Consider the following 26,917-nt stretch of genomic DNA (forward strand, 5'->3'; position numbering starts at 1 on the left):
AGTAACGGTAATTGTTAACACAAAGCCTCTTCTTCTGAAAATTCGTTAATTTCCTCTGAGTTAGAATGACCTTCAAGTTCTTGTTCTAAATGTCTGAAATCCCAATAGGACTGGTCCATCAATTGACTCGGTTTTAAGCTTTGAAGTGCGTGAAGAATATTGCTTGGAACCTTAGGATTTTCTTCTGCTAGCATATCGATGAATCGCCCAACCCGCTTTCTAGCTAAATTTTCCTGCGAGCCGCATAAATTACACGGAATAATGGGGAAATTTTGTTCTTTAGCGTATTGAATGATGTCCTGTTCTTGCGCATAACAAAGCGGTCTTATGACAATGTGCTTTTTATTGTCGCTCAGGAGCTTAGGCGGCATGGATCGGATGTCTCCGTTGTAGAGGATGGACATCATCAAGGTCCGAATTAGATCATCGCGGTGATGACCGAGCGCGATTTTATTAAAGCCATGTTCTTCGGCATAACGGTAAATAATGCCTCGTCTTAAACGTGAGCATAATGAACAGTACGTTTTACCTTCGGGGATTTTTTCTTTAACGATGCTGTAAGTATCGCGCGTTAGAATTTCGTGAGGAATGGAGCGCTCAGCAAGCCAGGTGCGCAATTCATGATCATCCCAGCCTGGCTGGGCTTGATCTAATGTAAAGGCAAACAATTCAAATTTGAAATTGGAACGAATTCGTAGTCTATGAAGCAAGGTGAGCAGTGTAAACGAGTCTTTGCCACCCGATAAGCATACCATTACACGGTCATTTCGCTGTATCATATTAAAGTCAGCGATCGCTTTGCCCGTGTAATGTAATAATTTTTTTTCAATTGCTGAAATAAAAGAGGTCATAATCTAGATTCTAATTTGTTATAAATTCGCGCAATATTAACATAATGCTGGCGAATAGCCAGGTATACTGGATCTACGCATGAAAAGGTTATTCCGGACTCAAAAAGAAAAATAACTCGTCTTTGCAAGCGTTTGCAAGGCAATCCAGGTCGATACTTCGTTAAAATCCCGGACCGGATTGCTTCACTTCATTCGCAAAGACGACGATATTGTTTCAGACGTAGGCCCTGAAGATACTTCAAAATACGATATTTTATGCGATATGATTTTTTGTTCAAACGTTAAGAAAAAAGTTTGTACCATCTAAGAGTTTTTATGGGTTTTGACGGCACACGTTTTATTCAGTAATTGACGTTCAGGAGGAAGGCTGTTAATTCGGGTGGTGTTAAGCCAAGAATTTACTTCAGCCAGATCTTCTACATTCAAGGTTCCGGCCAAATATTTTAAGTTAAGAATGGCTTTGATAAAGCCATACTGATCTCGAGCTAATTGCTCCTGGGCTTCAAAAAGTCGTTGTTGGGCGGTGACTACATCCACCATTGTTCGAGTTCCTACTTCAAATTGCGCTTCTGTGCTGTCTAAGGAGTTTTTTTGAGAAACAATGGTTTGTCGGTCAGCTCTTACCTTGCTAATTCCATCAATAATAGTATTAAAAGCGATTTGGCTATTAACAGCTACATCGCGATAAGTTCTTTCAAGCTGTTCGCTTGCGGTTTGAAAGTCGTACTGAGCTTGACGGGTTTGAGACTGTACCAACCCTCCTTGATAAAAAGGGAGGTTTAAGGCCAGGCCTACCGAAGACGCTTGTTGTGATGCCGGTACGAAAAAGTTACTCGAGGCTCCGCTGTTGTAGGTTCTGCTGCTATTTCCCTGTAGCGATAACGTTGGCCAGTTTCCTGCATTTAATGCTTTGACGTGTTCACGGGCTGCTTGTAATGAATACTTGGAGGCAAGTAAATTATAATTTTGCTTTAAACCAGTAGCGATCCACTCATTGACATCTTTGGGTTCGGGAGAAATAAGAGGCACACGACTGTTTCGAAGCGGGGCTAATTCTTCGTAGACATAATTGGTTAACTTACGTAGGTTTTCGCTCTGATTGACCTGATTATTTTTTGCTGAGATGACCTCGGCAATAGACTGATCATATGCGGCTTTGGCTTCATAAACCGACGTAATCGCATCTAATCCTACATTAAAACGTTGTTGAGCTTGTTCGAGTTGTCGCTTATTTGCTCTTAACTTGGCTTCGGCAAAATTCAGGGTGTCTCTTGCGAATAATACATCGAAATAAGCTGTAGCTGTGCGAAGGATTAAATCTTGTGCGGCATTGTTAAACGTTGCGTGAGCTGCTTTAACTGAAGCTTTGGCTTGTTGCACTTGAGCCCAGGATTGGTAATTATAAATGGCCTGCGTGGCGGTGAGTTGCCAGGTGTTGCTGTTGTAGGTTTGCTCCACGCTGAAGTTTCCAGCTCGAACATTAATGTCATTTCGATTGATTTGACCGGAAGCTGATAATTGAGGCAAAAGCGCGGCTCGAGCCTGTGGCAATAGCTCTGTGTTTGACATGAATGTACTGTAGGCTGCTTTGAAGGTTGGGTCATTTTCTAATGCTTGGTGGTAAACATCCATTAAATCAGCAGCAAATACATTAGATAACAACCCTGAACTGAGCAACAAACACAAAAGCTTTTTTTTCATTCACCTAAGTCCTAGAACACAAATTCTTTGGATTTTAATTTATCAATTAAGGGTGGTGTACACGTTTCGAAAATCAATTCTGCTTCCCAATTGCCATCATGATCTAAGCGATGTAATTGCCCCTGCATAGCGGGTACAGTTCCAACAATAACAAACATTTTGCCTCCTGGTAAGATCTGCAGCCGTTGAGTTTCTGTTATTTGTTCAATAGCGCCAGTGAACACCATGACATCATAAGGGGCTTTGTCCAACCATCCTCGACAGGCATCGCCTGTGATTAATTCCACATTCTGACATTGATGGTCTTTTAACTGTTTTCGAGCATGGACTGTAAAATCAGAAAAATAGTCAACGCTAATTACTTGTTTACTTAAGCGACTTAATAGCGCCGTGAGAAAACCCGTGCCTGTTCCAACCTCAAGCACCACCTCAGTACCATTCAATCTAAGGGCTTGTAATAAGCTGGCTTCTTCAAGGGGGGTCATCATTTGTTGATTATGAGGAAGTGTTAGACGCATATCGGAGTATGCAAAGTGTTTATATTCCTCGGGAACAAAATCGATTCTTGGAATGGTTCTGTATAAATCTAAAATCGTCTCATCAAGTACGTCGCCAGTACGTAATTGTTGTTTTATCATATTGATGCATTCTTTATGGGTACTCATTGACTTCACCAAAGATCTAATACTTAAATTAAAATATTGGACTGATTTTAGCAAGATTTCCCGAAAGGTGCGACAGAACAGATGCGAAAAAAGCTCTGTACAGAGGAATCTGAGGCAAAATCCATAGAGTAATTGTGTAAAATTTGATATTATCGCTAAATTTATAGAACTCTAAGGAGAATAACGTGCAGGACCGTTTTACGGATTTCTTATTAGCCGAACTGGATACTTTAAAAAAAGAAGGATTATATAAGTCAGAGCGTGTTATAACGGGTCAGCAGCAAGCCGAAGTAGAGGTAAATCATGAAGACGTGATTAACCTTTGTGCAAACAACTATTTAGGATTAGCCAATCATCCTAAACTTATCGCAGAAGGTCAAAATGCCTTAGAAGAATATGGATATGGCATGGCCTCGGTAAGATTTATTTGTGGCACACAAGTACCGCACAAGGAACTTGAATACAAAATTAGTCAATTTCTTGGTAAAGAAGATGCAATTCTCTATTCTTCCTGTTTTGATGCCAACACGGGTTTATTTGAAACCTTGTTAGGACCGGAGGATGCTATCATTAGTGATGAGCTTAATCATGCGAGCATTATTGACGGAGTGCGCTTATGCAAAGCGTCTCGCTATCGTTACGCGAACAACAACATGAGAGATTTGGAAGCAAAACTCATGGAAGCAAAATCAGCACGATTTAGACTCATTGCCACGGATGGTGTTTTTTCAATGGATGGGATATTAGCGAATTTACCCGATATTTGCGAACTGGCTAAAAAACATGATGCCATGGTGATGGTAGACGATTCTCATGCGGTAGGGTTTATTGGAGAAACGGGTCGAGGGACTCCTGAGCATTTTGGAGTATCTGATCAGGTTGATATTTTAACTGGAACATTAGGAAAAGCATTAGGTGGAGCGTCGGGTGGTTACACCTCATCTACAAAAGTTGTGGTTGAATGGTTAAGACAACGTTCACGCCCTTATTTATTTTCCAATACTCTTGCCCCAGTAATTGCAAACACTTCAATTGCGGTGATTGATCTCCTAGAAAACAGCACCGAACTGATGACCAAGCTGAAATTAAATAGCCAGTATTTCCGTGATGGCCTGACCAAAATGGGATTTAACTTAGTCCCTGGAGAACATCCTATCATTCCTGTGATGCTAGGCGATGCTGTTTTAGCCAATCTAATGGCTGATCAACTATTGCTTGAAGGGATTTATGTGATTGGGTTTTCTTTCCCCGTTGTACCCAAAGGTAAAGCACGCATTCGCACACAAATGTCCGCAGCTTTAGAAAAACACCACTTAGATAAGGCCTTGAGCGCTTTTGAAAAAGTAGGTAAGAGACTCGATGTGATCTAAATTAACAATTCAAGAGGCTGGTATGAAATCATTAGTTAAGTCTAAGCAAGAACCCGGTATTTGGATGGAAGATGTTTCTGTTCCTGAATTTGGTGTAAACGATGTTCTGATTAAAATTAAAAAAACCGCCATTTGCGGCACGGATATCCATATATATTCTTGGGATGATTGGGCGCAAGCCACAATACCAGTTCCCATGACCGTTGGACATGAGTTTTATGGTGAAATTGTCGAGTTGGGAAAAGAAGTCCGAGGGTTGCAAGTTGGACAGCGTGTTTCTGGGGAAGGGCATATTACTTGTGGCATGTGTAGAAATTGTCGTGCAGGTAAACGTCATTTATGCCGCAATACCTTAGGTGTTGGCGTCAATCGACCTGGTTGCTTTGGCGAGTATCTTGCCTTACCTGCCAGCAATGTGTTGGTGTTGCCGGACAATATTTCGGATGACCAAGCCGCAGTGATGGATCCATTAGGCAACGCGACGCATTGTGCGTTGGCCTTTAGCGTCGTTGGCGAAGATGTGTTAATTACAGGCGCAGGACCTATTGGCATTATGGCTGCAGCGATTGTTCGGCACATTGGCGCTCGTCACGTGGTCATTACCGATATTAATGATTATCGGTTGGATTTAGCTCGGAAAATGGGCGTAAGTAAAGCCGTTAATGTTAAATACGAATCGCTTCGCGATGTCATGCATGAACTCGGCATGACCGAGGGATTTGATGTCGGTTTGGAAATGTCAGGAAACCCTATGGCATTTAATGATATGATAAAAGCCATGAATCATGGGGGAAATATTGCTTTACTAGGCATTCCACCACAAGAAACGTTTATTGACTGGAATGATGTGATTTTCAAAGGATTAGTCATCAAAGGGATTTATGGTCGTGAAATGTTTGAAACCTGGTATAAAATGATATCCATGTTGCAAAGTGGCTTAGATATTACCCCAGTGATTACCCATCAATATCCGGTTTCAGAGTATCAGGCTGCTTTTCAGATTATGGCATCAGGCCATTCTGGAAAAGTAATTTTAGATTGGAGTTAATATTTTAGCGCGTTAACTAAGAGGTTGTAATGGCATCGCAATACATTTATACGATGAATCGAGTAAGCAAAGTTGTGGAGAATCAACGGTTTATCTTAAAAGATATTTCATTAAGTTTTTATCCTGGGGCTAAAATTGGTGTGTTAGGACTTAATGGTTCTGGAAAATCCACATTGCTTCGAATCATGGCAGGAGTTGATGCTCAATTTGATGGTGAAGCCAGACCTCAGCCAGGCATTAAAATTGGATACTTGGCCCAAGAACCAGAAGTCGATTTAACCAAAACAGTGCGGGAAGTGGTAGAGGAAGCCGTTGCTGATATGAAAGATCTTTTGGCGAAATTTGATGAAATCAGTATGAAATTTGCTGAGCCAATGAGCGATGATGAGATGAACGCCTTACTCGAAGAGCAGGGTGAGTTGCAACATAAAATTGAAGCTGGCGGTGGCTGGGATCTGGATCATAAGCTTGAAATCGCAGCGGATGCTTTAAGGCTACCGGATTGGGATACTCCCATTAATGTTTTATCGGGTGGAGAACGTCGACGTGTGGCCTTATGCCGCTTGTTGCTATCCAACCCCGATATGTTATTGCTTGATGAGCCAACCAACCATTTAGATGCGGAGAGCGTAGCGTGGTTAGAGCGCTATTTAGAAGAATTTGAAGGTACGGTTGTTGCAGTAACCCACGATCGTTATTTTCTGGATAATGCAGCGGAATGGATTCTGGAACTGGATCGCGGTGAAGGGATCCCCTACAAAGGAAATTACACCTCCTGGCTTGAACAAAAAAACGCTCGACTGGAATCTGAACAAAAGCAACAAGCCTCTCACAAACGTGCTATTCAAGCTGAACTTGAGTGGGTCAGAACCTCACCTAAAGGTCGTCACGCGAAAAATAAAGCAAGACTTGCTCGTTTTGAAGAATTAAATTCGAAGGAATTTCAAAAGCGAAATGAAACCAATGAGTTGTATATTCCGCCAGGCGACCGGCTTGGTGATTTGGTGATCGAGGGGGAGGATGTTTGTAAAGGATTTGGCGAGCGATTGTTGATCGATAATTTTAGTTTTAAATTGCCTAAAGGCGGTGTTTTAGGGATTATTGGGCCAAATGGCGCTGGTAAATCTACCTTTTTAAAAATGCTTACCCAACAAGATACGCCAGACTCAGGTGAACTTCGAATTGGCGAAACCGTTAATCTGTCTTACGTTGATCAAATGCGTGATGAATTAAATGATCATAAAACCGTCTGGGAAGAGATAACGGATAGCCAAGATGTTATTCAAGTGGGCTCGTTTCAAATGCCTTCCCGTGCTTACGTGAGTCGTTTTAATTTCAAAGGAAATGATCAACAGAAAAAAATGAGCCAACTATCAGGTGGGGAGCGAAACCGTGTTCATTTGGCAAAATTGTTAAAACGAGGCGGGAATGTATTATTGCTTGATGAGCCCAGCAATGATTTAGACGTCGAAACCCTACGTGCGCTTGAAGATGCTATTCTTAATTTTCCTGGTTGTGTCGTTGTGATTTCACATGATCGATGGTTTTTAGATCGTATCTGCACTCACTTAATGGCTTTTGAAGGCGATTCAGAAGTTGTTTTTATTGAAGGCAACTATCGTGATTATGAAGAAGATCGCAAGCGAAGACTTGGGGATGAAGCGAATCGCCCTCATCGGATTAAATATCGTCGCTTAAAACAGTAACTAAATCATTAAATACTTTTGGGGATTGCATAAATGAACAAGGCATATCGTATTGTTTTGTTATTACCCTTCGCGTTAACCGCGTGCGTGGAGTTTGATGAATCCACATACATTACTGATGATAATGGAATGGTGCATCACACTAAACACTATCTGAGAGACACTCGTGGGAGAAGTTATTTTCCAAAAGAGATTAAATCAATCGGAAAAAAGCAATTTTACTTTGATCCCAAAGTAGCTGCTTGGGCCGCCTATGATAAAGATGGAAAACGGGTGATGACCGGTAGCGCTTCTGGAGGTAAAGACTTTTGCGAAGATATTAACAAACCTTGCCGAACCGTAACAGGAACGTTCAAAGTTTATAATAAACGCGGAATCGACTGTAAGTCTGGTGAGTATCCTATTCAAACTGATGGCGGGGCCAAAATGCCTTACTGCATGTATTTTTATCGTGGCTTTACGATTCATGCAGCGTATGAAGTACCTCCAACGAACTCCAGTCATGGTTGCGTTCGAGTTCTTCCAAGTGCTGCCAAATGGTTAAATGAGGAATTCATTGATATTGGCACACAAGTCACCGTTTTATCTTATCCAGATGAAGATGGCGATAAAGACTTTGTTTTATAGCATGCTACTTTATACCCGTGATCGTTCAAAATGCGTGATGTATGCTTTTTCTTTTTTGCCCTACCGCAGTTTAAAAAACTCGCAAGGGAATGAGCCATTACTCGCTTTTTAAAATGCTGCAGGACAAAAAATAAAGGCGCCTAAAAACTCGCTTTTTGAACAATCATGGGTATATCTGTAATTTAATTTTCAAATCCACAGTGTGAGCATAAATACGAACTTTTCCTGTTGGCAACGAAGTTGATGTGCTCCAATAGTGAGCTGGTTGTTAATTGTCGTATTTGAAAAAAGGTTTATTAAAACGCCGATTCAAACGTGAAGTGCAACAAAGTTGCTAAAGCGGAAAGTGATGAGCGTGAAAATTGATTCCAAGGTTAATTTTCAAAGTATAAGCATTTATTTTTTGTGTTTGTAAGCATGAGAATCAAAATGTATCGCACCAAAATAATAATGCCCCCCAAATATTCAATTTTAAACCGAAGCAATAAAAAAACAAGCAATTAAGCATTCCTTAATCTTTCTTCCCCCTGCTTATGTTAAAATGGTCACTATTTAATCAAATCTACTAACAACTGCATTAGCTTAACCAAAAGAAAGAAGAAGTTTATGCCGATTTTGAATTCTGATAAATGCTACACACAGCAACCGAAGCGCTTAGCAATCGCAGTGCCAACAACCATCCCTGATGGTTGGCGCACCGAATTTTATGCGCTTTTGAGCGCGCAATTGAAACTCAATGATGATAAGGCACAAGCACAAGAAGACTTTGACCACCAAACCAATACATGGGTTCCGTTGACAAAAAAAGAGTTGTTTTTTAAAGCATTAGAGCGACATCTAGGTTCACAATCAACCTACTCTTTAAAACCTCAACTACTTGACTGCTTTCGTACGTTGTACGTTCTCTTTACGCATCCTACAATAAGCGGTGATAAAAGATACCTGATTGCTTCAAGGATAGCGGACAATGTGGAGCAATGCACACCAGGGTTTTACAACCAAGTAAGTTACCTCATTAGCCTCTTCAACATGCCACAAAACCAGGATGAATTAATTGCCCAGGTACGTTTTAAATTGGTGGATAGAATAGCGAGAATTATTGCAGCAAAGAATACGCAAGGGATTCATGTGCACAACCGGGTGATTGAAGTGGCCAGAAACGCAGGCTTTGGCGTTTGGTCTATCAATACGAAGGATTTTTATTCTCACGTGGGAAGTAGCGACCTTTCTGATGATGACATTATAGAGCGACTAAACGCTGGGTTTGCCAATCACTTTCAGTTATTCGCTCTAGTGAATGCACTGCGTGATGAACTAGAAACCTTGATAGCAGTACATGGATACCAAGGCAAACGTGACTTGGAACATGACTATAAAATGGAGGAGTATGAAAAATTTTGTGAATGCCTCAACCCCGTTATTCCCATCGAAAAGGCAGAATTATTAGAAACAGACACTATGACGGGCAACGTAATCAACATCAATTGGCAAATTGTTAAATCGGCGCTCCTGAAAAAATTAAGAGATGAACATTATGTCGAGCTTTCTCACAAAGAGGCCGATTTATTAGATGGCTTGTTGTTCGATGAAAGTAGATTATTGGACTCAAAAACCTTGAGCACGCTGATTTCCCATGGTTATGAATTAGTTCAGTGTTTGGAGTTTTTCAGTGAATGGAGCATGGAACAAAAAGTGGGCTTAGTGAGCGCTTATCTACATAGTAAATCACCAAGTGCTCAAAAAGAGGTATTAGTGATTCTTCATAATGAAGCGCCTCAATTAACGACCCAACTGAAAAAAGAGCCGAATTTGCAAACTATTTATTTTGCTATTGCCATTGCCGAAAAAGATGCGGCTTCGGTGAGGACTCATATAGAGGCGGGCGCAGACATCAATGAAGCACTGTTACTATTGTTTAGCCCAGCGCATAAAAGCGATACCCTCTACTGGTTACATGAGCATCCGCAACTCTTGCAAAAGGTGACTGTGGCAGGCATGAATACTGCCATTGAAGAGGGCAAATACCAGGGAAAAACGATTGCAGAAACATTGGTGAGCACTAAGAAAGGACGTCAGTTGGTATTGGAGAACGATACATTACGAAAACTACTCGCTGAAACCACCATAGCCACTAAATTTTCTGATGCTTTGCAGCAGGCAGAAATTGAAAGAAGAACCGTGAGCAACCCAGTAGGATTCTTTAAAAAATCTAATCCCCTAGCCATTCAATTAGTGCAATATATCGTTTATGGAAATCTCACAGAATCAGAAAAATTGCTGGAAGAAAACTCATCCTTAGTAGAGAGGCTGCTCACAGAAAAAGTCACGGTCATTGATTATTCAAGACGGAAGGTCAAACAAAAGACTGCGTTTCAGGCCTCCCTTTGCGCGATGGATGATGAACTCTGTGCGATGTTGGCCAAATACATGCCAAAAGAGGAAATGGCCCGTCAGTATCAAGAAATTTTTCCACAAGGGCATGAAGCGTATTATGAAGCACAAACCCCGTTTGACTTCAGTCAAATTGTGGCGGTAATTAGTCAAAGCAGTGATGAAGAGGTACAAAAATCACTCGACCTTGAATTACCTAACCAGACCGTACTCTGGGAAAAGCTTGAGCAATTTAGGGCGGATTTCACTCAACGCTCATCCCAAGAAGTCGTGTTTAACCCACAACATCTCATCACAGCACTTGAGCTTATTGGTAGCCAATTTGATACGTGGAGTGGGAATCAACGAGATTTATTTTGTCGGCAGGTCGTAGGTTTTATACAGCGGTTTTTGCCCGCCAACATCGCGATGATTTTTGCTCAGGGGGTTTACCCTGGGCTATCAAATCAAGAAAAATCGGCGCGGTCTTTCAAGTTTAAGTATGGTGGTGATTCGATTTTCCCTCCTGTATTTGACTCTTTTTCTGGGCTGGGTTATGAGTACGCGGTGCGGGGATGGTGCGGGTCGGAATGGAGGAGGCTTCGGTTTCCGGAGGTCGCCGCATATGACTTTTCAAAATTTATGTCGAGCAAAAACAGCAGTCTTGGGAGAATTATACAGCCAGCGGTTGCCAGCAGTCGCTGTCTAATTCTGTAATATAGTGAGAGAGCACATTTCGAGCGCTGGTGTAATTCTCTGGCCGTGTCAGAGAATAGTGTATTCCCAAAAAATGAAATGAATCTGTAATCGTCCCCATACGCGATTTCTTGCGTGACAATTTTAATTGTCTTTCGCCCAATACTTCCATCATACGACTGCGGCAGCGATTTAATTGGCGCTTCGATTTGCATAGCGCCAGGATGTCGTCTTGAAATCTTACGTAGACGATATCCATTCGAGATAGCGCATCATCCAGCGGTTTAAGATAGAGCGCACTAAAAAATTGAGACAGTGGGGCGCGCAATGCAATACCATGAGAAGGATTTCTGCACCCTCTTGGTGTATCAATGGGGTTAAAGGGTATAAAATTAGGTTTCATTGCCGAGGCTGGAGCTTAGCCTAGTCGGGGCTAGTGTTAGAATTCACCCAGCTTTGAACCCCACGGCAGCACCCAACTCACCAGCAGCGCCTACCGCATCCCCCATCCCATTTAATTTTAATTTATCGGGTCTCCCCCCACACATTGTATAAAAAATCCGCTGCAACCGCCATCGACGAAAACACTTATTCCATTATAAGACCCTATACTAAGCTTTCCTTGCAAATCTTTCATGCTGAATGACCACCCATTTGTAGTGGCTACTGGGTTAGTTAATTCGACCGGGATGGCCTGTGCAATCCCATTTTCATTGGTTTTCAAAGCGGCATGGACAATGGCGGCATTGGGTGGATTGGCTTGAAAGCTATCGTGACCTTTTGCCCAATCACTCATGAACCGTGTCATGGTGATAAAACCCGCTTTTCTCACAGGACGGTCGCTAAAATACAATACCTTATCATCCATACCTTGTAGGGTAAGTGTATAACCCCCATCAGACGCAGCAATGACACCGGTATCGGCACGCAACACAAACAAAAATGAGGCTTTTTGTTTGGCGTCTGTTGTGACCTTCGTGTGCGTATCTGCACCCGCTGTAGCCATTGCCGTGATAGGTAATGAGCAACTAAGCCCCACCAGTGATAATGAGACAGCTAGTCTTGTTAAGGTATTCATTGAAACTCCCCTTTAAATGCAGTCATCATTCCTCTACCATTTCAGTAAGTATAGACGATTAATTTAATAAGCAAGTTCCACACGTCCCTTCTGTTTGTGTACTGTATACGGGCTCACCCTTACCTTGTTACTTGCGATGCTTTTGAATAAGTCCGAAGCCACCAATATCCCGATGGGTAACAACAGCAAATAATATATACCCGTGATCGTTCAAAATGCGAGTTTTTAGGCGCTGTTATTTTTCGCCCTGCCGTATTTAAAAAACTCGCAAGGGAATGAGCCATTACTCGCTTTTTAAAATGCGGCAGGACAAAAAATAAAGGCGCCTAAAAACATGCATTTTGAAAGATTACGGGTATAGTAATTGCCGGGTTGCAGTTAAAAATCTCTGTACATGACAAAAAACCTGTCATGTACAGAGGTTAAAAATAAAAAAATGTGGCCGTAACCCAGGATTATCAGAACCATGACTAAAGTCCTGGTTTGAGTAAAAATGGCAGATTAATGCGAAGGGATTTCTAGCATTATTCTTGTTGTGTGGCCTCTTGTGCTTTGGTTTCCGTAGGCGTTTTAGAAACATCAATTTCAGCGGCTGGAGCAGTTTTTGCTTCTCCTGCAACTCGTGGAATAGCAATCATTTGCATGATGCCAAGATCCCCTGTGACTGTTCGTCCGATCAAAACGTCCACTGATAATAGTTGAGTAAGTCTTTGTTGCTGATTTTGATAAACGACTTCCAAAGGAATGGTTACTTTCCACTGGTTTTCTTTAGCAGGATTAACGACGGTTTTGCCATCGACCTGACTGCTTACGATTAAATTCTGCGACCGAATGGCTTGTAGATTACCTGACTTTTCCAACGCAGTTTGAAATCCCGCCCACCCTTGTTTAGTAAAACACTTCTCTAATACCGCCATTTGCTGATCTAAGGTTGGTGCATCGAGTTCAAAAGCTTTTACCGTTGCAAATTCTGCCCAGGACTTGATCAATGAGTCACTGATATCTGTTTTTTCTGGGGGAATTTTGTACTCGCAACTCATGGGTTGGGGGCGAACGTCGGCTTGTGGTTGTGGAGTAGTCGATGCTGGTTGCAATTCAGGATTTGGCAAGCCTTCTTGTTTAACACCAGGTTTAACCACTTCTGGCTGAGGAGGATTAGATTGGGCAATTGTTTCATCGGCGTATAGAGGGGAGGACAAGAGGCCCATTATAGCCAAATATAGAATCGTTTTTTTCATGCGTTATCTTCCTTCATTCGTTAAATTAAGTATCTCCGCTAACAATATCGCCGCAAGTCTGGCTGTTTTATGTCGTTCGTCTAAAGGGGGGGACAATTCGGCAATATCAAGACTTATCACTTTGCCAGTTTGTTTGATATATTTCAATAAAGATAATGCTTGCCAAGGATTGAGTCCCATCACTTGGGGAGCACTGACTCCTGGAGCATAACATTCTTCAAATACATCTAAGCAAATCGAAACATAAAGATAGTCATTACGAATAATAAAATCATCCAGAAACGCCATTTGCCAAGCTAAGCTTTCTTGGTTGAGTTGTTCGGCAGTTAAATAAGAGACGCCCCATTCATGCGCACGCTCAAATAAACTGTTCGTATTGGCTGTGCGTTGGATGCCCAAGCAACAATATTCAAAGGGTCGTTCTTGCTGATCACAATAGGTTTTGATTTCTGTAAATGGCGTACCAGAGGAACTTTGTTCATTGATAAGCGCTCTAATATCGAAATGAGCATCAAAATTGATGATACCAAGTTTAGGGAAATGTTCTGCTAGTCCGCGGTAGTGAGGCCAAGCAATTTCATGACCTCCTCCTAGAGCGATAGTAAACTTTCCCTGCTGCTGGCAGTATGAAATTAACTTGGTAAATTGGGCCTGGGCGGATTCAAGATCGCCATGCTCACAAACGATATTGCCGACATCAATTAGGGTGTGGTCGTGATGACAGGCGAGTTTGGCAAGCTGTGTACGAATCGCATCAGGTCCTGACTTTGCGCCGACACGACCTAAATTCCTCCGAACCCCTTCATCGCTGCAAAACCCTAGAAGGACCGTTTGATAATCCTTTGGTAACTCTTGTGATTGTACATTTACCCATTCAACGTGCTGGAAATAACGCTCCCCAGGCAGGCTATCTGTTCGTCCTTGCCAAAGAGATTGATTGGCTGGGAGATAGTGTTTGAGTTCTGTAAGCAAATCCAGCTCCATCTGAAAGATCACGAGTATATCATAGCAGGGTTAATAAATTTATCTATACCCGTAATCTTTCAAAATGCGTGTTTTTAGGCGCCTTTATTTTTTGTCCTGCCGCATTTTAAAAAGCGAGTAATGGCTCATTCCCTTGCGAGTTTTTTAAAATGCGGCAGGGCGAAAAAGAAAAAGCATAAATCACGCATTTTGAAAGATTACGGGTATATACCCGTGATACTAAGTTGAGTGGTTTAAAAATAGTAGTCCTCAAAAGGTGGGTCTGATATTATACTTGGCGCGGCTAAAATCTAGAGGCATTGTCTGCACGAAGTATCTTGGGCATATTTATCAAAATCAATCAAGAGGTCATAGTAGAGGTGTATATTATAACCGGCGGGGGAAGTGGTATTGGTCGTGCACTGGCTTTAAATTTAGCTAAGCGGGAGCAATCGGTATTAATTATAGGCCGCCGCGAAAAACCTTTAGCCGAGACGGCTGCCATGCATTCAAACTTATCCTTTCTTTGTGCGGATGTAGCCAGTAGAGAAGGTCGGCAACGGATAAACCAGCATCTAAAGTCGCAACAGGTTTTAAAAGGATTGATCCACAATGCCGGCACGATTGAACCGATAGCGCCCATTACCGATATTAAAGAATTAGAATGGCGCATAAACATGGCTACTAACGTTGAAGCTCCTTTGTTTCTGACTCAATTGTTAAGAGAGCCTTTGAAAAATGGAAGAATATTAAACATCGGCTCTGGAGCGGCATACTTTGCGGTCAAGGGCTGGGCTGCTTATTGCGTTTCAAAAGCAGCTCTTGCAATGTTAACGAAATGTTGGCAGTTGGAAGTTAATGATATTGTGTTTGCGAGTGTTATGCCGGGGATTATTGATACCGATATGCAAGCCCTTATAAGAAACGCGAATTCTATGGATCATGAAAAACTTGAGTTTTTTAAGACCCTGAAACAGGATAATAAGCTACTTTCCCCTGAAACCGTCGCGCTGTTTTTATGCTGGCTCTTGATGGATATTGACGAGAAAAGATTCCAATCACAGGAGTGGGATATATATGATACGACCCATCATTCTGACTGGCTTATTACTCCTCATATTGTGCCATCCTGGGAATGATATCAATGCCGTTTTGTAACCTAATTCTCACTCATGCTACGATTATTGATGAGCAGGGATTGCAATGTACTGACTATGCAATTGCTATTCAAGACGAAACGATTACTTGGTGTGGGCCTAATAAGGCCTTACCGCAAGCGTTTTATAACGATGCTGTTGTTGTTGAAGATTGCAAAGGTCGGTTAATTACACCGGGATTTATTGATTGTCATACCCATCTCGTATATGCCGGAAATCGGGCAGATGAATTTAGAAAACGTCTAGAAGGGGTGAGCTATGCGGAAATTGCTAAGGCTGGTGGAGGAATTTTAAATACGGTTGAACAAACTCGTAACGCGTCTGAAGACGCTTTGATTGAACAGTCTTTACCACGACTGTTAGCTTTAAAATCAGAGGGTGTTTTAACGGTTGAAATTAAATCAGGTTATGGACTTGATTTAGAAACTGAACTTAAAATGCTGCGTGTGGCAAGAAAACTAGGTAAAATCGCAGGGGTTAGAGTCAAAACAACTTTCTTAGGGGCTCATGCTATTTCTCCAGACTTTAAGGGGGATAGCCAAGCCTATATAGATTATCTTTGTGCGGATGTTCTTCCTCTAGTTGCAGAAGAAAAGCTTGCTGATGCCGTGGATGTATTTTGTGAGTCTATAGGCTTTTCACTTACCGAAGCCGAGCAAGTGTTTCAAGCCGCTAGTGACTTAAGCTTGCCAGTCAAATGTCACGCCGAACAATTGTCGAATTTAGGTGCATCCTCCCTCGCGGCCTCCTATGGAGCACTCTCCAGCGATCATTTAGAATATCTTGATGAAACAGGCATTCAGGCCATGAGGATAGCTGGAACAGTCGCTGTGTTGCTGCCTGGAGCATATTACACTTTAAAAGAAACAAAAAAGCCGCCTGTTGAGTTGCTTCGGCAAGCAGGAGTGGGAATGGCAATTGCTACGGATTGCAATCCTGGCTCCTCGCCAATAACTTCAATATTGCTGGTCATGAATATGGCCTGCCAATTATTTTCATTGACGGTTCCTGAGGCACTTAGTGGCGTCACTTATCAAGCTGCTCGCGCATTGGGACTTGCTGAACAGGTTGGGGCGCTTAAGCAAGGAATGAATGCAGAGCTTTTACGGTGGCCTGTAAAAGAAGCTTCAGAGTTGTGTTATCAGCTTGGCTTTCCTTACCATCCAGAGTTGCTCGTAAAGGGCAAGTGGATAATTCATGATAAATAAGACATGCGACAAAACATCCAGCTATTTTTGCGTTCTCGCAAGCAAAATTTTGAGCTCACGCTTGCGCTGTCCCTAAGGGGAACTACTGGAGAATAACGAATGAGTCAAACGCTTTCTTCTTTTAAAACCCAAGAGCAAAAGATAGCGGAACTTACGGTTCGAAGTGTATGCTTAGCAATATTTTTAACCTTAATCCTCGCTATGTCCAATGCTTATTTGGCTTTAAAGCTTGGTATTTTAACCTCCGCATCAATTCCTGCTGCGATTATCTCGATGGGCATTTTAAGGTTTTTTAAAGACGCAACCATTCTTGAGAATAATGCTGTACAAACAGCCGCTTCAGCAGGAGAAGCCGTAGCTGGTGGTATCGTTTATACCATTCCTGCCTTGGTCATTATCGGGTATTGGCATCATTTTGATTATTTTACGAATTTTTTTATTGCGGCTAGTGGAGGCATTTTAGGCGTATTGTTTTCCATCCCTTTAAGACGAATCTTAGTTCATGATGAGCAGTTGAAATTTCCAGAGGGGAAAGCGATTGCTGAGGTATTAAAAACGTCGACAGAGAACGTTGGAATCAAGGATCTTTTGTTTGGGGGAATTGTAGGCGGCACGCTAGAGTTACTCCAGATAGGATTTAAAGTCTTAGCGAATAGCTGGAGCTATTGGTTCGTTGTCAAGCGTTCAATGTTTGGGTTTGGGGCTGGTTTTTCTGCAACCATGATTGGGGCAGGTTATTTAGTTGGTCATGATATGGCCATCAGTATCTTTTTAGGGGCTTTCATTTCTTGGCTGATAGCCATGCCAATTGTGAGCCAATTTTATCCTGAATATTTGGCTGAATATCCTGCTCATAAGGCGGCAATGTATTTGTGGAATAGTGAAATGCGCTATTTAGGGATTGGGGCTATGTTATTTGCTGGTATATGGACGTTTGCAAAACTAGCTAAACCTTTAGCTCGTAACATGAAAAGCTCTTTGCAATTATTTTTATCCAGCCGTAGTCGAGGCGAGCAAGTGCTAAGAACCGATCGCGATATTCCCATGCCTTACATTTTAATTGCGATATTTACTTTAGCGGCAATGTTGTTTTTATTTTTTCAATTTTTATTTCCCCTGGAACAGGCAGGTTTAGATGGCGGCTATTCACCAACGTTGGTGTTTGCATTGGTCATGTATGTGTTAATCGTGGGATTTTTATTTTCAGTCATTACTGCCTATTTTTCAGGTATGGTTGGTGTAACTGCTAGTCCCGGGAGTTCAATTGTAATTGCCGGAATATTATTCGCAGCCTGGATTTTACTCGGAGTTTTAAATCGGGTCGTCCCATTGCCTTTAAGTGAGCAGCAATTATTAGCCGCAGAAGCTATTACCATTATTATTGGTTCAGTTGTGACTGGAATCGCTGCAATTGCAAATGATAATACTCAAGATTTGAAAGTTGGACAGTTGGTTGGAGCAACGCCGTGGAAACAGCAATTGATGCTTTTGCTTGGGGTGATTGTTTCCGCATTAATTATTCCTCCTGTTATGCAATTGCTTTTTAATGTGTACGGTATTGCAGGGGTTATGCCTACTCCTGGTATGGATGTAGGCCAGTCACTACCTGCACCAACGGCTGCTCTTTTAGCCGCTGTGACGCATGCCGTATTTAAAAATACGCTGCCTTGGCCCATGATGTTTGTAGGTGGGGCAATTATTCTATTCATCATTGTTCTAGATAAGATACTGAATCTTAAACGGTTTATTCAACTATCTATTTTGGGGGTGGCGATTGGTATGTATTTACCCATTGCTTCTTCTTTTCCTTTATTCATTGGCGGATTAATTGCTTTATTTGTGGACTGGCATTTACAACGTCGAGCAGTCACTAAAGCAGCCTTGCAACGACATAAGCAAATTGGCACTTTGATTGCTTGTGGTTTGGTTGCCGGCTCAGCGCTAATAGACGTCTTGTTAGCCATTCCTTTCTCAATATTGCACTCACCAGACGCATTACGGATTACTAGTGACGCTTGGCATGCTTATGGAGTGTTCCTAAGTGTTCTTGCCACGGTTTTACTGGCGGCATGGATTGATCGGCGCGTTCTAAGACGTGAGATTTCAGAGGATTAACGAACCTAGAAAAAGCAATTGAGCTCTACTAAGCAAGCTAATAGCACTGAATCTGTTCGATTTTTTTTAATATTTTTCGCTCACCGTAGTGGTGACTACGCGTTCACAAAAAATATTAAAACAATCCAACATATTCAGCACTCTTAACTTGCTCGCTACGAGCTCAATCGCTTTTTCTAGGTTAATCCGTGTTCAAATTTTTACAACGATTCAATTGTTTGTTGATGTGTTTGCAGCTTTTCTTTAGCCGCTTTAGCGAGAGCGAGCTTTTCCTGCTCTTTTTCAATGATTTCTGCTGGCGCTCGATCGGTAAAGTTTGGATTATTAAGCTTTCCTTCTGCGACTGAAATGTCCTTATTCAGTTTAGCAATCTCTTTTTCTAAACGGCTGAGCTCTGCTTCTTTGTCAATTAAACCCGCCATTGGAATAAGCAATTCCATTTCTCCAACAACTGAACTCGCTGAAGCAGGTACGGTTTCGCTTTTATTCAGAACTTTAATTTTTGAAAGTTTGCCAAGCGAATTTAGAGTTGGTAAATACTTTTTCACTAACGCGCCATTCTCATCGCTGACATTACGCAAAATTAAAGGAATTTGTTTAGCGGGGCTAATCGACATTTCACTTCGGATTGTGCGAATGGATTGGATAATCTTTTTAAGCCATTCCACTTCTTCTTCAACGGGTTTGTCGATGAGATGCGCTTCAACTTCAGGAAACTTACTGAGCATAATACTTTCTGCGTTATCGCTCGTAAACTTTGTGATACGCAGCCAAATTTCTTCTGTAATAAATGGCATAATAGGGTGTAATAATTTTAAAACTTGATCTAATACATGAATCAACGTTCTACGCGTACCACGTTTTTTTGCGGCTAAGGCTTCTTCATCGTATAAAACTGGCTTTGAGAGCTCGAGATACCAATCACAATATTCATGCCAAACAAACTCATATAAAGTATTGGCTAAGAGATCGAACCGGTAGGTCTCAAAGTAGTGATGACAAGACGCTTTAACGGTTTGTAATTTAGATAAAATCCAGCTGTCTGCGGGACTGTACTGAAACGCATTATCACCAAAATCAGATAAATCTTCATCGGTATTCATTAAAACATAACGCGAAGCATTCCAGAGTTTGTTGCAAAAATTGCGATAGCCCTCAACGCGACCCATATCAAATCGAACCACGCGAGCATTGGAGGCGATGGAGCAAAAGGTGAAGCGTAAAGCGTCGGCACCATAAGCATCTATGCCTTCAGGAAATTGTTTGCGTGTGGCTTTGGTCACTTTATCTTTCACGGATTGCAGCATGAGATTGGATGTTCGTTTTTCAACTAATTGCGTCAGATCAATTCCGTCAATAATGTCGATAGGATCAAGTACGTTACCCTTGGATTTGGACATTTTTTTGCCTTCACTATCGCAAACCAAGCCGGTAATGATGACTTCTTTGAATGGGATTTTTCCAGTAAATTTTAATCCCATCATGATCATTCTGGCGACCCAGAAGAAAATAATATCAAACCCAGTGAAAAGAACTTGTGTTGGATAAAACTGTTCTAAATCACTGGTGCGTTCAGGCCATCCTAGACTGGAAAATGGCCAAAGTGCAGATGAAAACCAAGTGTCTAACACGTCTTCATCTTGCTTTAGGGAGACAGATGGATCGAGGCTATATTTAAAGCGGACATCTTTTTCACTGTAACCGACGTAAACTTTACCTTGATTATCATACCAGGCCGGAATTCGATGGCCCCACCATAATTGACGGCTAATGCACCAATCTTCGATGTTTTCCATCCATTGGTAATAGGTTTTTGTCCAGTTCTCGGGAATAAAACGAATGTCTCCTTTTTTAACCACTTCAATGGCAGGTTCTGCTAGTGGTTTTGTTTTGACATACCATTGATCTGTTAGCAACGGTTCAATGATGACGTTTGATTTTTCTCCACGAGGAACTTTGAGCTTATGAGGTTCGACTTTAACTAAAAACCCTTGCTCTTGCAGATCTTCAATAATTTGATCGCGCGCAACAAAACGATCCATACCTTGATATGGTATTGGAGCATTTTTGTTAATGGATGCTTTCTTAGTAAAGATGTTAATTAATGGGAGGTTATGGCGTTTTCCTATTTCATGATCGTTAAAGTCGTGAGCTGGGGTAATTTTTACACACCCACTGCCAAAGTCTTTTTCAACATATTCATCGGCGATGATGGGTATGGTTCTACCGCATAACGGCAATTGAATTTCTTGGCCAATTAAATGCTGATAGCGTTCGTCTTCGGGATGTACTGCAACGGCTGTATCGCCTAAGAGTGTCTCAGGGCGTGTGGTTGCAATAACAATAGACTCTTCAGAATTGACCAGCGGATATCGTATATGCCATAGGCTGCCTTCTTCCTCTTCAGACAGGACTTCTAAGTCGGATATGGCGGTTCCTAGTTTTGGATCCCAGTTTACTAATCGTGAACCTCGATAAATAAGGCCATCATCATAGAGTTGAACAAATACTTTTTGTACCGCTGCGGACAAGCCAGCATCCATGGTAAAGCGCTGTCGCGTCCAGTCAACAGAACTTCCTATACGTCTCATTTGACGGGTAATGGTGTCACCCGATTCTTCTTTCCATTTCCAAACGCGCTCAAGGAATTGTTCTCGGGTCAGATCTTTTCGTGATAAACCTTCTCGGGCAAGTTGTCCTTCAACGATTAATTGAGTCGAAATGCCTGCATGATCCGTTCCTGGCTGCCATAAGGTTTTTTTGCCCATCATGCGCTTATAGCGAATGAGTGCATCGATTAAAGTATGTTGAAAGCCATGTCCCATATGTAAGCTTCCAGTGACATTTGGTGGAGGTAACATAATGCAAAATGATTCGCCTTCCCCACGGGGTTGGAAGTAATGGTGGCTTTCCCATCGTGTGTAACATGCTTTTTCAATCGCTTGTGGGGAATATGTCTTATCCATTGCTTAACCTGTCTATTTAAAAATTCGCGAATATTATCACATAATCTCAAAGATTAGGACTGACTTTTACGGGGATGCACATTCTATCCTGAAACAGGAGAAGAGTTTCCTTCTGGTTCCTTATGGGGACGATGATCGGCAGCAATATAAGTATAGATAGCAGGCACAACAAACAAAGTGAAGCAAGTACCAACTAACATGCCTAAAGAAATCACAAGACCAATATCAAAACGACTCTCTGCACCCGCACCGGTTGCAATTAAAAGTGGTATTACACCAAATACCATGGCAGCGGTCGTCATTAAAATTGGACGTAATCTTATTCCGGCGGCCTTTTCAACGGCTTCTCGACGGCTTAGATTTTTTTCCCGCTGTAAATGGTTTGCAAAATCCACAATTAAAATCCCGTGTTTACTGATTAACCCAATCAAAGTAATGAGTCCCACTTGGGTGTAAATATTAATCGTTGCGGCGCCTAAGTTTAAAGGAATTAAAGCGCCACAAATAGACATCGGGACGCTGATTAAAATAATTAACGGGTCACGATAACTTTCATATTGGGCAGCGAGTACTAGGAAAATAACTAATACGGCCATGAAAAATACAATAATCAAAGTAGTACCTTCTTGAATAAATTGTCGTGATTGACCGCCATAATCGTATTCAAAGCCCTGTGGTAATATATTTTCAGCTTGTTCCTCCAAGTAGTTTAAGGCTTGTCCTAGGCTTACTCCTGGCATCATAACCCCTTGGATGGTGGCTGAATTCAGTTGCTGGAAGTGCGAGAGGGCATTAGGTTGTGTTTTAAACGTTGGTTTTACCACCGTGGATAACGGAACCATTGTATTATTAGAGGCTCTTAAATAAATCTGGCCCAATTGTTCAGGGGTCAAACGATAAAGCCTGTCCAATTGCGGGATAACTTGATAGCTTCGCCCCATAAGGTCAAAAAAATTGACGTAACCACCTGACAGTGCGCTGGTTAAGCTGCTTCCAATTGATTGCATATCTAATCCTAAATCAGAAGCTTTGGAGCGGTTGATGTCCAAAACGATTTCAGGCTGATTGAATCGCAAGCTGTTATCAAGAAAAATAAATAAGCCACTATTCTTTGCTTTGTCTAGCAATTTATTTGAAATTTCAAGTAAGCTTTGGAAATCGTTTGTGGTTTTAATCACAAATTGAATTGGAGCACCACCACCTCCACCAGGCAACGGGGGTGGAATGACCGCAAAGGTTTTAAGACCAGTGATTTGATCCAGCTTCTTCTGCAAGGGTTGCTTCATGCTAAACTGACTTTCACGTTGCGCCCAGGGTTTTAATACGAGTCCTGATACAGGTGAAGCAGAATTGATGGTAAAGTAATGTGCGGTTTCAGGGAAACTGTTATAGATTTTTTGAAAAGGTTTCGTAAAGGTTTCGACATAATTTAAGGTCGCATATTGTGGTGCAGACCCGATTACAAAAAAGAAGCCTTGATCTTCTTCTGGTGCCGTTTCCTGAGCGGTCTTGTTATACAGATAAGGCAACATCAGTAAAACGACTACGGCAAATAATACAACAATGATCCGGGTTTCAAGTAAGCTATGAAGTGTTCTCTGATAACGCTGTTTTAAGCGATTAAAAAAATCATCCAACCACATGACGAATGTATTGCTGCCTTTTTCTGAAGCTAATATTTTTGAACACATCATCGGTGAAAGTGTCAAAGCAACAATACCGGAGATAATAACGGCACTGGCTAATGTGAAGGCAAACTCTTTAAATAACGCCCCAGTTAAGCCCTGCATAAATCCAATTGGCGCGTATACCGCTGCTAGTGTAATAGTCATGGCTACCACTGGTGTGGCAATCTCGCGCGCGCCAATAATGGCCGCTTCATAGGGGGATTTTCCTTCTTCGATGTAGCGATGAATATTCTCAACAACGACAATGGCGTCATCAACGACTAGCCCAATGGCTAACACAAACGCGAGCAGGGTTAGTAGGTTTATGGAATACCCTAAAAATAACATGAACGTACATACCCCTATAAGAGAGAGAGGTATCGTTACCATAGGAATTAAAACGGAACGAACAGAGCCTAAAAATAAAAATATGACGATTACCACAATGATTGCCGCTTCAATAATCGTAGATATGACCTCATCAATCGATTCGCGAATAAATTCCGTAGCATCATAGACAATCGTCCCTTTGAGTGAAGGTGGAAATTGTTTCGTGATGCTTGGAAATATTTCACGGACATTTTTTATAACGGTAAGGGGGTTCGCAGAAGGGGTGGGGCTAATGCCAATAAAGACAGCTTTTTTGCCATCAAAAGTTACGGAGCTATCATAATCTTGTGAACCAAGAATCACTTTGGCAATATCTTTTAACCGGATAATTGAGCTGCCATCGGTTCGAACGATTAGATTCTTGAATTCTTCGGTCGTACTTAAATTGGTATTGGCTTTAATATTAATGGCAACGTATTCCCCCTTAGTATTACCGGCAGCGGTTAAGAAGTTGTTACTGGATAAGACTTGAAAGACGTCATTGGGTGTAACGGTTAAAGCGGACATTTTAATGGGATCAAGAAAAATTCGCATGGCATAGGTTTGTCCACCTAAGATTTCAGCTTGTGCAACACCTTCTACCGTTTGAATTTTGGGTTGAACCACTCGAGTTGCATAGTCTGTAATTTGTTGAGGTGTCATTTCCTCGCTATCCAGACTAAGGTATAACAATTTCGTAGATGCATCAGAGGATTTAACAATTACCGGCTGTTGCGATTGAGGCGGTAAAATGTTAAGCGTTTGTTGCACTTTACTCATGATATCGGTAAAAGCAACTTGCGGATCAAAGTTTAATTTAACATTAATGGTAATGGCACTCACCCCTTGGGTGCTTGATGAGGTCATGTAATCGATGCCCTCAGCGCTGGCTATCGCTGCTTCAAGCGGGGTGGTGATAAATCCCGCGATTAAGTTTGCATCAGCACCCGGATAAGCTGTGGTCACCGTGATGACGGTATTGTCCATCCGAGGAAATTGCCTCACTTGCATCTTCAAAATAGCATTCAGCCCGAACAGGAGAATTAGCAAGCTAATAACGCTCGCAAGAACGGGTCGTTTGATAAAAATATCAGTAAATTTCATAGTCAATCCAGCTTGCTAGAGCAAATCAAGAAGATCATTCACCCAATGTTTTGGGATCTGCCGTGTCGGTCAGTTGTATATCATTATTTATGATCACTCGCGTACCATCATCTAATTTAAGATCGCCCGAGCCTACGACTTTTTGACCTGCGTTAACCCCTTTTTCAATAACGGTATAGTTTCCTTGTTGATCACCCGTAGTAATAAAAACACGTTTCACATGGAGAATGTCTTTGCCATCCTTGTCTTTTTTTCCTTCTTTGTCCTGTTCAATCACATAAACGGCATCGCCATATAAGCTGTAAGAAATAGAAGTTGTAGGTAACACAACGACGTCTTTTAAAGCAGGTTGATTCACCTCAATAGCAGCAAACATACCAGGAATAAAATTAAATTTATCTATTTTATTTTTTTTATTAACCTCAGGAGAGCAAATAACAATGAGCTTTTGATTAAATTCAGATTTTATAATTTTAACCAAGGGGGATTTCTCCGGATTTTTTAATGCATCTGCCGGACAGTTAGGAACCGTTGCTTGAACCAAAACGTTGTGTGTGTTTACGTCCACTTTAGCGTTGATGGCGGTGATTTTTCCTTTAAATAGTAAATTAGGATTTTCTTCTACTGAAAACGTAATCTCTTGATTAACATGCAATTTCTTTAATAATTGCTCTGGCAAGTAAAATTCAAGATATAAGGGATCCATGGATTGTAGTGTGACGGTTTTGGTTTCTCCGGGCGAAATAAATTGACCCAAATTAATTTGGCGAATTCCTAATTGCCCTGCAAAAGGAGCGGTAATATGCTTTTGGCGGATAATGGCTTCTGTTTTTTCGACATCGGCTTCTGCTTGCAAGAGCTTAGCTTTCGCCGCATCAACGTTTGAGACTGGTGTTGCGCCGCGCTTAAACAAATCAACTTGGCGTTGATAATTAATTTTTTGTAAAGCAAGTTCAGATTGATTAAATTTTAATGTAGCCTGATCAACGGAATCATCTATATCGATAAGTGGCGCATCCTTTTGAACGTATTCACCGGACTCAAAATGAATCGCCACAACTTTGCCGGCGGCCTCGGAGTTCACATCCACACCATTTACAGCTACAAAGTTGCCTACGGCAGAGATGGTTGGCTTCCAGTTTTCTTGTTTTGCTACCACGGAAGAAACGGTTACTGCTGGGGCTTCATAAGTCGCAAAATAACGCTTCATCATATAGCTTTTAAATAGGTTGTAGCCAATGATGCCTCCAAAGACAATGACTAAAGCGATAATCATTATCGTTAGGCGCTTTTTTAACTTAGTATTTTTCATGGATTAAATAGACCCTGCGAATCATTAAGAAACTAATCTTAATAGATTATACCCAATCAACTTCAAAATGCGACTTTTATGCTACTCATTTTTTCGCCCTACCACATTTTAAAAAACTCGCAATGGGATGAGCCATTACTCGCTTTTCAAAATGCGGCAGATCAAAAAATAAAGGCGCCAAAAAACACGCATTTTGAACGATCACGGGTATAGATCTCCTGCTGCGTTCTAATGACATACATAATGCATTATTTGCTCAAATCATGATTTTTTCTGGATACCATTTTAAGTTTGTTTGTAACCAGGAACTGAGAAAGCGGCGATGTTCATAGCTGTCTATTATAAAAACCTATTGACTAAAATAATTACTTTGCTACCATTTGGCTTCACGAATATATAGGGCTCTTTACAATGAAGCGAATATCGTTATTTTTATTTGGTTTTATCTTATGTGCTACTCAAGTCTATGCTGAGAACCAGCATGCGCATTCTCAAAAAGCCAATAATCTTGTTAAAAAAACGGCTAAGAGCGTAAACTGGCCAGGTCGTTGTGAAATCATGATCATCAACAAGAGTTATGAGCCAGTACAAGTGTACGGTATATACCCATCGGAAATCAAAATCCGAAAAAAAATATTGAAATCATGGATCTAGTATGATCAAATGCGCACATGAAGAGAAAATTAGAAGCAACTGAGCGCGAAAA

Annotated in this window: 19 protein-coding genes; 9 read left to right on the top strand and 10 right to left on the bottom strand. The window is 41.5% G+C overall.

Features of this window, described 5'->3' with window-relative positions:
- Positions 1 to 14 precede the first annotated feature (14 nt).
- From ttcA to E1O47_RS09615, 3 genes are all read right to left on the bottom strand, one after another.
- On the bottom strand, positions 15 to 851 hold the full coding sequence (gene ttcA, locus E1O47_RS09605) for a tRNA 2-thiocytidine(32) synthetase TtcA (RefSeq protein ID WP_133131043.1): 837 nt from the start codon (positions 849 to 851) through the stop codon (positions 15 to 17).
- Positions 852 to 1,154: 303 nt separating this feature from the next.
- Positions 1,155 to 2,552, bottom strand: a complete 1,398-nt coding sequence (locus E1O47_RS09610) for a TolC family outer membrane protein (protein WP_133131044.1) — start codon at positions 2,550 to 2,552, stop codon at positions 1,155 to 1,157.
- Between the two features lie 11 nt (positions 2,553 to 2,563).
- Positions 2,564 to 3,217 (bottom strand): protein-L-isoaspartate O-methyltransferase family protein, encoded by a 654-nt coding sequence (locus E1O47_RS09615; protein ID WP_242602095.1) that lies wholly within the window; start codon positions 3,215 to 3,217, stop codon positions 2,564 to 2,566.
- A 185-nt stretch (positions 3,218 to 3,402) separates the two neighbouring features.
- Here E1O47_RS09615 and E1O47_RS09620 point away from each other — a divergent pair, with 185 nt between their 5' ends.
- From E1O47_RS09620 to E1O47_RS09640, 5 genes are all read left to right on the top strand, one after another.
- On the top strand, positions 3,403 to 4,587 hold the full coding sequence (locus E1O47_RS09620) for a glycine C-acetyltransferase (protein WP_133131045.1): 1,185 nt from the start codon (positions 3,403 to 3,405) through the stop codon (positions 4,585 to 4,587).
- Between the two features lie 22 nt (positions 4,588 to 4,609).
- Positions 4,610 to 5,635: an L-threonine 3-dehydrogenase gene (gene tdh / locus E1O47_RS09625; protein ID WP_133131046.1), complete on the top strand. Its 1,026-nt coding sequence runs from the start codon at positions 4,610 to 4,612 to the stop codon at positions 5,633 to 5,635.
- 29 nt (positions 5,636 to 5,664) lie between these two features.
- The gene (gene ettA / locus E1O47_RS09630) at positions 5,665 to 7,341 is read left to right on the top strand and encodes an energy-dependent translational throttle protein EttA (protein WP_133131047.1); all 1,677 of its coding nucleotides are present in this window, start codon (positions 5,665 to 5,667) and stop codon (positions 7,339 to 7,341) included.
- Positions 7,342 to 7,374: 33 nt separating this feature from the next.
- Positions 7,375 to 7,968 (top strand): L,D-transpeptidase, encoded by a 594-nt coding sequence (locus E1O47_RS09635; protein ID WP_133131048.1) that lies wholly within the window; start codon positions 7,375 to 7,377, stop codon positions 7,966 to 7,968.
- A gap of 606 nt (positions 7,969 to 8,574) precedes the next feature.
- A complete protein-coding gene (locus E1O47_RS09640) occupies positions 8,575 to 11,055 on the top strand; it encodes a hypothetical protein (protein ID WP_133131049.1) in 2,481 nt (826 codons plus the stop codon).
- On the opposite strand, the gene E1O47_RS09645 is transcribed toward E1O47_RS09640, so the two are convergent.
- From E1O47_RS09645 to hutG, 4 genes are all read right to left on the bottom strand, one after another.
- Positions 11,012 to 11,437, bottom strand: a complete 426-nt coding sequence (locus E1O47_RS09645) for a reverse transcriptase domain-containing protein (RefSeq protein ID WP_133131050.1) — start codon at positions 11,435 to 11,437, stop codon at positions 11,012 to 11,014. The genes E1O47_RS09640 and E1O47_RS09645 overlap by 44 nt on opposite strands.
- A gap of 117 nt (positions 11,438 to 11,554) precedes the next feature.
- On the bottom strand, positions 11,555 to 12,112 hold the full coding sequence (locus E1O47_RS09650; RefSeq protein WP_133131051.1) for a hypothetical protein: 558 nt from the start codon (positions 12,110 to 12,112) through the stop codon (positions 11,555 to 11,557).
- A 524-nt stretch (positions 12,113 to 12,636) separates the two neighbouring features.
- Positions 12,637 to 13,350 carry a DotI/IcmL family type IV secretion protein gene (locus E1O47_RS09655; RefSeq protein ID WP_133131052.1) on the bottom strand — a complete coding sequence of 238 codons (714 nt, stop codon included), beginning with the start codon at positions 13,348 to 13,350 and terminating at the stop codon, positions 12,637 to 12,639.
- A 3-nt stretch (positions 13,351 to 13,353) separates the two neighbouring features.
- Complete coding sequence (gene hutG / locus E1O47_RS09660; protein WP_133131053.1) at positions 13,354 to 14,322, bottom strand: formimidoylglutamase; 969 nt, start codon at positions 14,320 to 14,322, stop codon at positions 13,354 to 13,356.
- A gap of 371 nt (positions 14,323 to 14,693) precedes the next feature.
- Between hutG and E1O47_RS09665 the strand changes: the two genes are divergently transcribed.
- From E1O47_RS09665 to E1O47_RS09675, 3 genes are all read left to right on the top strand, one after another.
- On the top strand, positions 14,694 to 15,452 hold the full coding sequence (locus tag E1O47_RS09665; protein WP_133131062.1) for an SDR family NAD(P)-dependent oxidoreductase: 759 nt from the start codon (positions 14,694 to 14,696) through the stop codon (positions 15,450 to 15,452).
- Positions 15,453 to 15,457: 5 nt separating this feature from the next.
- Positions 15,458 to 16,678, top strand: coding sequence for an imidazolonepropionase (gene hutI / locus E1O47_RS09670; RefSeq protein WP_133131054.1), 1,221 nt, complete (start codon positions 15,458 to 15,460; stop codon positions 16,676 to 16,678).
- 99 nt (positions 16,679 to 16,777) lie between these two features.
- Positions 16,778 to 18,793 carry an OPT family oligopeptide transporter gene (locus tag E1O47_RS09675; RefSeq protein WP_133131055.1) on the top strand — a complete coding sequence of 672 codons (2,016 nt, stop codon included), beginning with the start codon at positions 16,778 to 16,780 and terminating at the stop codon, positions 18,791 to 18,793.
- Between the two features lie 200 nt (positions 18,794 to 18,993).
- Here the strand turns inward: E1O47_RS09675 and E1O47_RS09680 are convergent, their stop codons facing one another.
- The 3 genes from E1O47_RS09680 to E1O47_RS09690 all read right to left on the bottom strand — a co-directional run bounded on the left by E1O47_RS09680 (position 18,994) and on the right by E1O47_RS09690 (position 26,211).
- Positions 18,994 to 21,759: a valine--tRNA ligase gene (locus E1O47_RS09680; RefSeq protein ID WP_133131056.1), complete on the bottom strand. Its 2,766-nt coding sequence runs from the start codon at positions 21,757 to 21,759 to the stop codon at positions 18,994 to 18,996.
- Positions 21,760 to 21,842: 83 nt separating this feature from the next.
- Positions 21,843 to 24,899 carry an efflux RND transporter permease subunit gene (locus E1O47_RS09685; protein WP_133131057.1) on the bottom strand — a complete coding sequence of 1,019 codons (3,057 nt, stop codon included), beginning with the start codon at positions 24,897 to 24,899 and terminating at the stop codon, positions 21,843 to 21,845.
- A 34-nt stretch (positions 24,900 to 24,933) separates the two neighbouring features.
- On the bottom strand, positions 24,934 to 26,211 hold the full coding sequence (locus tag E1O47_RS09690; protein WP_133131058.1) for an efflux RND transporter periplasmic adaptor subunit: 1,278 nt from the start codon (positions 26,209 to 26,211) through the stop codon (positions 24,934 to 24,936).
- 411 nt (positions 26,212 to 26,622) lie between these two features.
- Here E1O47_RS09690 and E1O47_RS09695 point away from each other — a divergent pair, with 411 nt between their 5' ends.
- Positions 26,623 to 26,865 (top strand): hypothetical protein, encoded by a 243-nt coding sequence (locus E1O47_RS09695; RefSeq protein WP_133131059.1) that lies wholly within the window; start codon positions 26,623 to 26,625, stop codon positions 26,863 to 26,865.
- Positions 26,866 to 26,917: the final 52 nt, after the last annotated feature.

Source organism: Legionella yabuuchiae (assembly GCF_900640115.1).
Taxonomy (GTDB): domain Bacteria; phylum Pseudomonadota; class Gammaproteobacteria; order Legionellales; family Legionellaceae; genus Legionella_A; species Legionella_A yabuuchiae.

Coding starts and splice junctions, on each gene's coding strand:
- E1O47_RS09690 (WP_133131058.1), bottom strand. CDS start 26,211: ATGAAAAATACTAAGTTAAAAAAGCGCCTAACGATAATGATTATCGCT.
- E1O47_RS09615 (WP_242602095.1), bottom strand. CDS start 3,217: ATGAGTACCCATAAAGAATGCATCAATATGATAAAACAACAATTACGT.
- E1O47_RS09650 (WP_133131051.1), bottom strand. CDS start 12,112: ATGAATACCTTAACAAGACTAGCTGTCTCATTATCACTGGTGGGGCTT.
- E1O47_RS09640 (WP_133131049.1), top strand. CDS start 8,575: ATGCCGATTTTGAATTCTGATAAATGCTACACACAGCAACCGAAGCGC.
- tdh (WP_133131046.1), top strand. CDS start 4,610: ATGAAATCATTAGTTAAGTCTAAGCAAGAACCCGGTATTTGGATGGAA.
- ettA (WP_133131047.1), top strand. CDS start 5,665: ATGGCATCGCAATACATTTATACGATGAATCGAGTAAGCAAAGTTGTG.
- E1O47_RS09610 (WP_133131044.1), bottom strand. CDS start 2,552: ATGAAAAAAAAGCTTTTGTGTTTGTTGCTCAGTTCAGGGTTGTTATCT.
- E1O47_RS09635 (WP_133131048.1), top strand. CDS start 7,375: ATGAACAAGGCATATCGTATTGTTTTGTTATTACCCTTCGCGTTAACC.
- E1O47_RS09645 (WP_133131050.1), bottom strand. CDS start 11,437: ATGAAACCTAATTTTATACCCTTTAACCCCATTGATACACCAAGAGGG.
- hutI (WP_133131054.1), top strand. CDS start 15,458: ATGCCGTTTTGTAACCTAATTCTCACTCATGCTACGATTATTGATGAG.
- E1O47_RS09675 (WP_133131055.1), top strand. CDS start 16,778: ATGAGTCAAACGCTTTCTTCTTTTAAAACCCAAGAGCAAAAGATAGCG.
- ttcA (WP_133131043.1), bottom strand. CDS start 851: ATGACCTCTTTTATTTCAGCAATTGAAAAAAAATTATTACATTACACG.
- E1O47_RS09685 (WP_133131057.1), bottom strand. CDS start 24,899: ATGAAATTTACTGATATTTTTATCAAACGACCCGTTCTTGCGAGCGTT.
- E1O47_RS09680 (WP_133131056.1), bottom strand. CDS start 21,759: ATGGATAAGACATATTCCCCACAAGCGATTGAAAAAGCATGTTACACA.
- E1O47_RS09655 (WP_133131052.1), bottom strand. CDS start 13,350: ATGAAAAAAACGATTCTATATTTGGCTATAATGGGCCTCTTGTCCTCC.
- E1O47_RS09695 (WP_133131059.1), top strand. CDS start 26,623: ATGAAGCGAATATCGTTATTTTTATTTGGTTTTATCTTATGTGCTACT.